Raw genomic sequence first — 10,398 nt, forward strand, 5'->3', positions numbered from 1 at the left:
TTTTCGGCAATGAAAAGGGATTTTCTATATCGTTTAATTTCGTAATTATAGAGGTTTTGTTATTCTAGCAACAACCACTTTCTGGATTGCAAGAATTTGAAGTTCCAAGTTCTGAAAACTTAAGTTTAGGTTTCTCTTGTTTTGTTCCTTCCTTTTCTGCATAAACAGTTATACTATAAATACCTGTTGCACCTTTATTGAAAGAATTTATTTCTTCCGATGAAAGATATTTGCTAAGGATATCATTTGGAATATTAATAGTTTTTTCCTTTTGGACTTGGATGTTCTTAAAGTTTTTATCCTCTATTAGTTTTAAATAGGCATCTTTTTGAATAGCTCCTGCCACACAACCAGCATACATTTCAGCATCTTCCTTTAAAGCCATAGGTAACTCTCCAACCAAAACAATATCTGAAATGCTAAAATGTCCACCTGGTTTTAGTACACGATGGATTTCTGAAATAACTTTCTCTTTATTAGGTACCAAATTTAACACACAGTTGCTTACAACTACATCTGCCACATCATTGCTTACTGGCATATTGTCAATATCACCTTCTCTAAATTCAACATTGTTGAAACCTAGTTTTTCAGCATTCATACGTGCTTTTTGAATCATAATTGGAGTGAAATCTATTCCAATTACTTTGCCTTCGCTACCTGTTTCATGCCTTGCAACAAAACAATCATTTCCTGCACCAGAGCCCAAATCGATAACCGTATCTCCCTTTTTTATTTGTGCAAACTGCGTTGGAAGTCCACAACCTAAGCCTAAGTCAGCCTCTGCTACATAGCCGGAAGTTTCTGAATAATCGTCCATCATTATATTATAGACTTTATTCGTTGGGGTTGTTGCTCCACAACAAGAAGCTGCATTTAATTCTTTTCCTTGTTCTGCTATTTTAGCGTAGCGTTCTTTTACAATATTTTTTAACTCTTGTTCCTTACTCATTTTTTTTATTTGTAGTGATTAAAGTTTCTGTTTTTGAAGTTTGCCTGAAAGAAACTCAATTTCCTTCATTGCAATATTACGATTAATCAGGAAAACGGTAAAGATATTTTTGTAAAAATTAACATAGGTAATGGATATGATGACTTAGATAATAAAAAGGTTTAAAAAGAATGCCGGAAAAATTAATATTAACTCTATAGAACGAAAAACCAAATTTATATAACTAAAAACAGCCATCACAACTACTTTATCTCTAAATTTATAAGCTTAACTAGAAAAACTAATCTCACTAGGTTTAAAATGCACTTTAAAAACACTTTTAGCGTTGTTTGAATAACTCATCTCACCATTTAGCTGATCGGCTAAAATTAAAATAAGGTGTACTCCTAAAGATTTAGATTCCTCAAAATTATAATCTTCTGGAAAACCTAAACCACTATCAGAATACACTAAGGTGTAGTGATCATCTTCTTTTAAAATAGATAATTCTAGGGAGTTTTCTTTATCGTTTTTAAATGCGTGTTTATAAGAATTTGTGATTAATTCATTCATAATTAAACCTAGGTTTGATGTGGTATCAGCATCAAAAATTAAGTTCTCGTCTATGTTAATCCTCTTTTTTACTTTCAAATTCTTTACACCTATAGTTTTTTCAACAAATTCTACGAGTTGCTCTGTATATTCTTTAGTTTTAATTTCTTTAAGTGAAGCACTATTATAAAGTTTTTCGTGCACTAAAGCCATTGAATGAATACGTGAAATACTCTCTTCCAAGGCTGAATGAACTTCCTCATTATCACTTTCATCTTGTTGTAATGTTAATACACCAGAAATCATTTGCATGTTATTTTTTATCCTGTGGTGTATTTCTTGTATCAGTGTTTCGATTTTAACCAAACTCTTTTTTAAATCATTGTTTTTAGATCTAATTAAAGAATTTGCTCGCTTCAACCGTTTATTCAGAACAATATTATCCATAAACTGATAAAAGATAATTACTAAAGCTAACGAAATAAGAATATACCACAGATACCCAAATAGCACTATGGTGTTTGAAGTTTTTGGTTTGACTTTATAAGCGCTTCCAACTTTAAGGTTTAACCCAAAAACATTAATATCAGAGTATATAAATTCATCATTTGGTATATTAAAGTTTTTATAATATTCTGAATCCACATTTTTATTATAGCTTGGAGTGTCATTATAAACCACCTCCCGGGTTAAATCAAAAGAATCATTAACTATAAATTTATGTACAAACTCATTTTCAATATCTCCTTCATAAAAATAGTCTAATAAGTACTTTACATGAAGTATAGGTGTAATATATCCTAAGATATTATTCTGATTATCCATAACTGAAAAACTAAAAGGAAAGCCAACCCATCCTTCCCTTACATTAATTGGATCTAATAAACGGATGGAATCCGTTTTCATTAACTCTTCAAACTTCCTTATTTTACTTTCATCCAATAACTCTTTTGCTGAAATCCCTTTTATTCCAGTTGGATCAATAGAATTTTGCGCAATTACGTACTTAAAAACATGATTCTTATCACTATAACTAACAACAATGGAGTCCTTAAAACTAATCTCGTTTAAGATATCGTTTAAATAGGTTTGTAATTCCACCTCTTCCGGAAATGAAGATGCGTTCTTAGTGTAACTTTTAAGTGATGCAACAATTGAAGCATAAACATCAATACCTGCCCGAGCTCTTATTATCGCGTCTGAATGTGTTTTATGTAATTTATCTTCAAATTTTTTTTGCTCTAATTCTTGGTAGGAGGAAATTAACTTCTGTAGGATTACTCCACCTATAATTAGAATAACAATAATGAGTAATAGTCGTTTACTAATTTTCATTAAATAAAAAAAGATATGTTGATTTGAGATTTTAATAGCCGAACAAATATAACGTAATTTTCAGTTGGTTATTATTTTATTATCTCAAAAAACAACTAGAATGTAGTTGTTCTAAACCATGAAAATACCATTAGGATTTTTTACTAGTTACAGTATTTAAACAAACTAGTGTAAAAAAATAGTTGGTACTTTCATTCTTGAATTAATTGAAACAAAAACCTTGCAAAATAGGTTTTCACTAAAGCACCTTATGCAAGCTGTCAAACTTTTAAGCAAAATGTTAATTTAGAAAAAAAACAAAACTCCATACCGCTCCTTCACTACAATGGAGGTATATTTACGGATTTAAAAACAGTCTTAAAATAAATCGGTTTAAGCCGTAATAACAGTTACCATATAACATGAAGCGTTTATTTAACAATTTATTATTTAAAGTATTTATAGCCATCGTATTAGGAATTGTTTTTGGGCTCTATTTGCCCGAATCCTTCAACCGGATCTTTACAACTTTTAATGCGTTTTTTGGCCAGTTTTTAAACTTCTCCATTCCATTAATAATTATGGGATTAATAATGCCTGCCATTTCGGACCTTGGAAAAGGTGCAGGAAAATTATTATTAGTTACAACTGCCATTGCTTATGGATCCACTTTGTTCTCTGGATTTATGACCTATTTTACAGTTTCCAACATATTTCCACAATTATTAGAATCTCATGTAAACGATGTAGCTCAAATTGCCGATGCAGGTCAAGAGCTAACCCCTTACTTTAGTATTACGATTCCAGCCTTATTAGATGTTATGTCGGCCTTGGTTTTTGCTTTTGTAATTGGTTTAGGATTATCCTTTCAAGAGAAATCTAATTTAAAACTGGTTGTAAAAGATTTTGAAAAAATAATTATGCAATTAATTGAAAAGGTTATTGTACCGCTTTTACCACTTTTTATATTAGGCATTTTTTCAAGTATGGCCTATAGTGGTCAAGTATTCTCAATTCTAAAAGTTTTTATAAGTATTATAGGAGTTATTTTTGCTTTACACATTTTACTTCTTCTACTAGAATACACCATTGCAGGAGTCCTTACAAAGAAAAATCCCTTAAAGTTATTGGTTACTATGATGCCTGCTTATTTTACAGCCTTAGGAACACAATCATCCGCAGCTACAATTCCTGTAACTTTAGAACAAACTTTAAAAAATGGCGTGTCAGAAAAAATTGCTGGTTTTGTTATTCCACTATGTGCCACTATTCATCTTTCCGGAAGTATCATGAAAATAACTGCTTGTGCCATGGCATTAATGATTTTACATGGACTACCGTTTAGTTTCACTCTTTTTGCGGGATTCATTTTCATGTTAGGAATAGCTATGGTTGCTGCACCTGGAGTTCCTGGCGGTGCTATTATGGCTGCAGTAGGTGTTTTACAATCTATGTTAGGATTTAATGAAGAAATGATTGGGTTAATGATAGCCCTGTATATTGCTATGGATAGTTTTGGAACCGCTTGTAATGTTACTGGTGATGGCGCCATATCTTTAGTTGTAAATAAAATTACAAAAGAGAAATTGATAGCTTAAATTAAATTGGATGTTTTTCTTTTTTGATAACAATAAGAAAGTACTAATTTATACTAAACTCTAAGAGGTAAAATTACACGGTTTATTCAGTGCAATTCTTTGATGAAGCAAAAAATCCCCCTTCAGAAATGAAGAGGGATTTACTTAACTACATGTGCTTCAAAACCTTCCTAACAATAACTTATTACTATAAACAAGTCTAGCTTTGAATCAATTTGGCAGCTTAAAAAATTGATAATATACACTTACTATATAAATCGCGAATATCACTAATATTTCTTAATTTATCAAGTAGAAACTCCTTCAATATTTGTGCAAAATAGCCCTATTTAAACACCAACCTGAATTTTAATTTCTAGCCACTATTTAACTTCGAAAGCAGGATATTTAGAAGCGTTTAAATTTATAGCGAAAATTATTCCTATATTAATGGAAATTATAAATCAAAAAATTATGAATCAATCAGTAAAGCGAATTTTAATGATAGTGGGTGTCGTACTTTTAGTATATGGTATCTATACCTTAATTGCGCCAGAAGCATCAGTTAGTGTAGGAGAATTAAGTATTGAAGCACAAGACAACACAGACTCTTATATTACCATAGGTTTGGGTCTAGCTGCATTAGTATTAGGTTATCTTGGTGGTAAAAAATAGTTGAATTTAACTTATAAAAAAAAGCAACCAAATTGGTTGCTTTTTTTTAAGGAGACACTTCTATTATGTCTCAATATATTGCTTACTATTATATATGTAAGGCTCTATCGTCAGTTGCAGCTAAAGCCGCTTCTTTAAGCGCTTCTGTAAAAGTTGGATGTGCATGTGACATTCTAGAGATATCTTCAGCTGAAGCTCTAAACTCCATAGCAACTACAGCTTCGGCAATCATATCAGCAGCACGAGCTCCCACCATGTGCACGCCTAAAATTTCGTCTGTAGTTTTATCTGCAAGAACTTTTACAAATCCGTCTAAATCCATACTTGCTCTACTTCTACCTAAAGCACGCATAGGAAATTGACCAGTTTTATATTCAACTCCTCCTTCTTTAAGTTGCTCTTCGGTTTTCCCCACTGAAGCAACTTCTGGCCATGTGTAAACCACACCTGGAATTAAGTTATAATCGATATGTGGTTTTTGTCCAGCTATTGTTTCTGCAACAAAAGTTCCTTCCTCTTCAGCTTTATGAGCTAACATGGCCCCTTTAATAACATCCCCTATGGCATAAATGTTACTTGCTGAAGTTTGTAAATGTTCGTTTACTTCCACTTGACCTCTGTCGTTTAATTTAACTCCAGCAGCCTCGGCGTTTAAACCATCAGTATAAGGACGACGTCCAACTGATACTAAACAGTAATCACCTCTAAATTCTACTTCTTCACCTTTTTTATTATCGGCTTTCACAATCACTTCGTCTCCTACTCTTTCTACAGACTTTACTTTATGAGAGGTATTGATTTTGAATTTTTGCTTCTTTAAGACTTTGTTTAATTCCTTAGACAAACCAGCATCCATAGTTGGAATTATTCTGTCCATATATTCAATAACAGAAACTTCGGCTCCTAGACGTTTGTAAACTTGTCCAAGCTCCAACCCAATTACTCCTCCACCAATTACAATTAAGTGTTTTGGTATTTCAGTTAGTTTTAAGGCTTCAGTTGAAGTTATAATTCTTTCTTTATCAATGTTGATAAAAGGTAGGCTTGAAGGTTTGGATCCTGTAGCAATTATCGTGTTCTTTGCTTCAATTTCTATAGTTTCTTCTCCTTTAATGGTAATATGAGTTGCATCTTTAAAACTTCCCACTCCCTGATAAACATCAACTTTATTCTTATTCATTAAGAAATTAATACCACCAGAAGTTGTTTCTACAACCGCCTGTTTACGCGCAATCATTTGCTTTAAATTAACCTTAATTTCGCCTGGAATATCAATTCCATGTTCTTCAAAATGTTTGATTGCATCTTCATAGTGATGCGACGAATCTAAAAGCGCTTTACTTGGAATACACCCTACATTTAAGCAAGTTCCTCCAAGAGTTGGATATTTTTCTATAATAGCAGTTTTCATTCCTAGTTGAGCGCAACGTATTGCTGCTACATAACCTCCAGGACCAGAGCCAATAATGGCCACATCGTATGAATTCATATAAGTATTTTTATCGAGTTTTGTTAAAACGTGTACAAAAGTACAAATGTTTTGCGGGAAGGCAATAAAAAAGTAAGTTCTTAATTAGGCAATTTGCTCTAAAACAAAACAAGGACAACTCTAACAATTATATTAGGCCGCCCCAGTTTATAGTTAATTCTCCCTAAGAACTAATTAATAGCACAACAAATATCGTAATTTTATATATTTTAAACAATACTCAAATTGAGTAATTTTTAAAAAAAATTAAATCAAATTTCTGTTTATTTTAAGCATTCCTACCAGTTCGCCTGTTGAAGAAATATTTAATTTTTTAAGGATGTTTCTTCTATGTGTATCTACTGTATTTGGACTTATACTTAAAAGTTCTGCAATTTCTTTACTAGAATTTTTAATAGCTAAGAGTCTGATAACATCTCGTTCACGATTACTTAATCCTCCCGTTAGTTGTTTTTGAGAGAAATTATTGAAATACTTGGTTTCGTACGTATTGTTTTCGTTTAAAAGTTTTGCCGTTCCAGTAATTGACATCTTAATTTTTGAATCTAAAACTGTATAATGTGCTAAACCTATAATGGGTTTTTTATCTGAATCGAGTTCTATGGGAGAGGTATTTTGAACAATATTGACATATACCCCTTTGGAGTTTTTAAGTCTATAATTCCATGTGTAGTTCATACGATGTCTTTGTTCTATAGGAATATCCTCTAAAGTATAAACCATCAATTCATTTAAAGTTTTTAGCCACAATTCGATATCTTCAGGATGTATTCTACTCCAAAAATAGCGCATCCCCTTATTCAACATTGTGTCCTTATTAAATCCTATACAAGAATTCATGTTTTTACTAATAAACTCAAAAGTCAGGTTTTGTGTGTTAGTAATACAAAAAAATGTAGAACTATAGGGTAAGTACACATCCAATTCTAAAAACTTTTTTATGTGATGCGTAAGTATAGGACTATCATAAGATTTGAAAATATCATTATAAATTTTGTCGACGTTTTTTAACTGCATGCATTAAATTTAACACAAAAATTTAAAAAGTCAGTATGGAATATCATTAAATATTAATAGCAGTACCATGTTTTACTTCATTAATAACAAACATACTATGTGTACTACCAATATGATTTATGGATGTTAACTTGTTTACCATAAATTCCCGGAAGGCCTCCATATCCTCTACAATTACTTTAAGCAGATAATCATAATCACCACTGATATGGTAACACTCCATAACTTCTACTAAATTAGCTACTTCCTTTTCAAATTTAACAACGTAATCCTGCGTATGCTGTATAAGCTTGATGTGGCAAAAGGCCACAAAACTCTTTTCAACTTTCTCTTTTTTAACTAGGGCGACGTAGTTTGAAATAACACCTTGATTTTCTAATTTTTTAATACGTTCGTAAACAGCTGTTACTGACAAATTAAGTTTATTTGAAAGTTCTTTATTTGTTTGCTTACAATCTGCTTGCAGGTATGTTAGTAGCTTTTTATCTATGGCATCGAAACTCATTTTTGAAAATTTTTCAGTTCTACCCTATAAAACTCAGTAAAACATATTTTTTATTCTACAAACATACATATTTATAGATTTATAATCTAACAACAAGCCCTGCCATTGATTATTTCTCTAAATAACTCGACATTTACATCACTTTTAACTTAAAAATATTTATATATATGGCTTTCAAACCAGCAAACAACATACAAGATTTACAATATTTTGGAGAATTTGGAGGTGTAAACCCTTCTATTTCAGACTCATCTACTTACACTTTTTTATCGGCAAAAACTATGTTCGATACTTTTGAAGGTAATGCTGATGGTTGTTACCTATATTCTCGTCACTCTACTCCGTCCAACCTATATTTAGGTGAAGCTTTAGCTGCCATGGAAGGTACCGAAACTGCTAATGTTACTGCATCTGGGATGGGCGCTATTACCCCGGTAATTATGCAACTTTGTGGCGCTGGAGATCATGTGGTTTCTAGTAGAACAATTTATGGTGGAACTTACGCCTTCCTAAAGAATTTTGCTCCTAGATTGAACATTGCAACAAGTTTTGTGGATATAACTAAACTAGATGTGGTTGAAGCTGCCATAACCCCTAATACTAAGGTCCTTTATTGCGAGTCTGTTAGTAACCCTTTACTAGAGGTGGCTGATATTTCTGGTCTTGCTAAGATTGCTAAAAAGCATAATTTAAAGTTGGTTGTAGACAACACTTTCTCTCCTTTATCCATTTCACCTAGCCAATTAGGAGCTGATATTGTAATCCATAGTTTAACTAAATTTATTAATGGCTCTAGCGATACGGTTGGAGGTGTTGTTTGTGGAACTCAAGAATTCATAAACGATTTACGCAATGTAAATGATGGCGCTTGTATGCTTTTAGGAGCAACTATGGATAGCTTAAGAGCAGCTTCTATTTTAAAAAATCTAAGAACGCTACATATTAGAATGCAACAACACAGCTTAAATGCAAGTTATTTGGCTGAAAAATTTGAAGCACTCGGATTAAAAACTGTTTATCCTGGATTGGCTTCACATCCTTCTCATGAGTTATTCAAATCCATGATGAATGAAAAATATGGTTTTGGAGGAATGCTAACTGTAGATGTAGGTTCTTTGGAAAAAGCCAACGCCTTAATGGAATTAATGCAAGAGAAAAACTTAGGTTATTTAGCAGTTAGTTTAGGATTTTATAAAACCTTATTCTCTGCTCCAGGAAGTTCTACTTCATCTGAAATTCCAGAAGACGAACAAAAAGAAATGGGCCTAAGTGATGGCTTGATTCGCTTTTCAATTGGATTGGATGCTGATATTGAACGCACGTATAATATGATGCACGGATGCATGAAGGAATTGAATATTCTTTAAATTTCAAAAATATATTTAACAAAAAAGAGAGCCGGTAATAGGCTCTTTTTTTTGTTTATTTTCGAAGATGAACTGAGTGGTGTTCTATTAAAAACTTATTTTTAAACGAAACTACCTAATACCTATTATTAATACCTTCTAAAATTTGCTATACTATAATCTAGTCAGCTTCGATTAGTTCGATGTTCATAGTTGCTGAACTTGGTATAACATAAACAACTGTTAGAGTACTGTCCGTATATAACCTTATAATGTTCCCAGCATTTAAATGAATTATCTTAGTCATGCTGCAAGAACTATTTCCTAGATGAGTTACCCGAGTATGACTATAAGAACCTGGTATAATCCCTGTTGTATTTGTACCAGTAGATAAATAAAAACCTAAAGTTACTGGATTAGGGGCAGGTTCGCTGGCTTTAAACATATCAATCGACAAAGAATAAGTTACTCTATAAATTCCAGATGTAACAATTTCAAAACCATTAAAAGTTGGTGGTGCCGCACTATCAGGAACAGGAATAACACCTTCCATTTCCCCTAAACCATTAAACCTTATGGGTATAGTAGTATTCATATCCTGTCTTAAGTTTCTAGCTAAGCCTTTACCACTATTATCAAATATTTCACCATATACCTTATCGCTGTATTCTTTAAATCTACTCCATTGACTACCATCCCAATAATAAAAACCGGGAGTTACAGAACTTACACCTATAGTTGTATTTGTATTATAAACTAATAAACTTGTCGCAGGGCTTACTATTGTTGTAACATCATTTATAGAGTTCAATGCGACTCTTGGTATTAAAACTCCCGCACTAGTGCTTTCTACATCTAAAACAGAAGATGGATCCGGATTAGTAGTACCAATACCTACTTGTGCCGAAACTTTAAAAAAGAAGACAAAAAACAAACTTAATAGAATGATATTTTTATGGAAGTTCATGATTTATAAAATTATACTACTAAAG

General features: G+C 32.1%; 9 protein-coding genes. 3 read left to right on the plus strand and 6 right to left on the minus strand.

Translation table 11 applies throughout. The features are described from left to right. Window positions 1-64: 64 nt before the first annotated feature. Both VKY41_RS04460 and VKY41_RS04465 read right to left on the minus strand, forming a co-directional pair. On the minus strand, window positions 65-952 hold the full coding sequence (locus tag VKY41_RS04460; protein WP_500813235.1) for an arsenite methyltransferase: 888 nt from the start codon (window positions 950-952) through the stop codon (window positions 65-67). 267 nt (window positions 953-1,219) lie between these two features. Next, the gene (locus VKY41_RS04465; protein ID WP_500813236.1) at window positions 1,220-2,818 is read right to left on the minus strand and encodes a sensor histidine kinase; all 1,599 of its coding nucleotides are present in this window, start codon (window positions 2,816-2,818) and stop codon (window positions 1,220-1,222) included. 401 nt (window positions 2,819-3,219) lie between these two features. Between VKY41_RS04465 and VKY41_RS04470 the strand changes: the two genes are divergently transcribed. Further along, window positions 3,220-4,395, plus strand: coding sequence for a dicarboxylate/amino acid:cation symporter (locus VKY41_RS04470; protein ID WP_500813237.1), 1,176 nt, complete (start codon window positions 3,220-3,222; stop codon window positions 4,393-4,395). 453 nt (window positions 4,396-4,848) lie between these two features. Further along, window positions 4,849-5,049 carry a hypothetical protein gene (locus VKY41_RS04475; RefSeq protein ID WP_500813238.1) on the plus strand — a complete coding sequence of 67 codons (201 nt, stop codon included), beginning with the start codon at window positions 4,849-4,851 and terminating at the stop codon, window positions 5,047-5,049. Between the two features lie 88 nt (window positions 5,050-5,137). On the opposite strand, the gene lpdA is transcribed toward VKY41_RS04475, so the two are convergent. The 3 genes from lpdA to VKY41_RS04490 form a co-directional block, all read right to left on the minus strand. Further along, window positions 5,138-6,538, minus strand: a complete 1,401-nt coding sequence (gene lpdA / locus VKY41_RS04480; RefSeq protein ID WP_500813239.1) for a dihydrolipoyl dehydrogenase — start codon at window positions 6,536-6,538, stop codon at window positions 5,138-5,140. A 246-nt stretch (window positions 6,539-6,784) separates the two neighbouring features. Next, window positions 6,785-7,378: a response regulator transcription factor gene (locus VKY41_RS04485; RefSeq protein WP_500813240.1), complete on the minus strand. Its 594-nt coding sequence runs from the start codon at window positions 7,376-7,378 to the stop codon at window positions 6,785-6,787. Window positions 7,379-7,601: 223 nt separating this feature from the next. Continuing rightward, on the minus strand, window positions 7,602-8,060 hold the full coding sequence (locus VKY41_RS04490; RefSeq protein WP_500813241.1) for an Lrp/AsnC family transcriptional regulator: 459 nt from the start codon (window positions 8,058-8,060) through the stop codon (window positions 7,602-7,604). Between the two features lie 167 nt (window positions 8,061-8,227). On the opposite strand from VKY41_RS04490, the gene VKY41_RS04495 reads away from it, so the two are divergent. Beyond that, window positions 8,228-9,427 carry an aminotransferase class I/II-fold pyridoxal phosphate-dependent enzyme gene (locus VKY41_RS04495; RefSeq protein ID WP_500813242.1) on the plus strand — a complete coding sequence of 400 codons (1,200 nt, stop codon included), beginning with the start codon at window positions 8,228-8,230 and terminating at the stop codon, window positions 9,425-9,427. Window positions 9,428-9,587: 160 nt separating this feature from the next. Here VKY41_RS04495 and VKY41_RS04500 read toward each other — a convergent pair whose 3' ends face one another. Beyond that, on the minus strand, window positions 9,588-10,373 hold the full coding sequence (locus VKY41_RS04500) for a phage tail-like protein (RefSeq protein ID WP_500813243.1): 786 nt from the start codon (window positions 10,371-10,373) through the stop codon (window positions 9,588-9,590). Window positions 10,374-10,398 lie beyond the last annotated feature (25 nt).

The sequence above is a fragment of the Xanthomarina sp. genome (genome assembly GCF_035306605.1).
In the GTDB taxonomy this organism is placed as follows: domain Bacteria; phylum Bacteroidota; class Bacteroidia; order Flavobacteriales; family Flavobacteriaceae; genus Xanthomarina.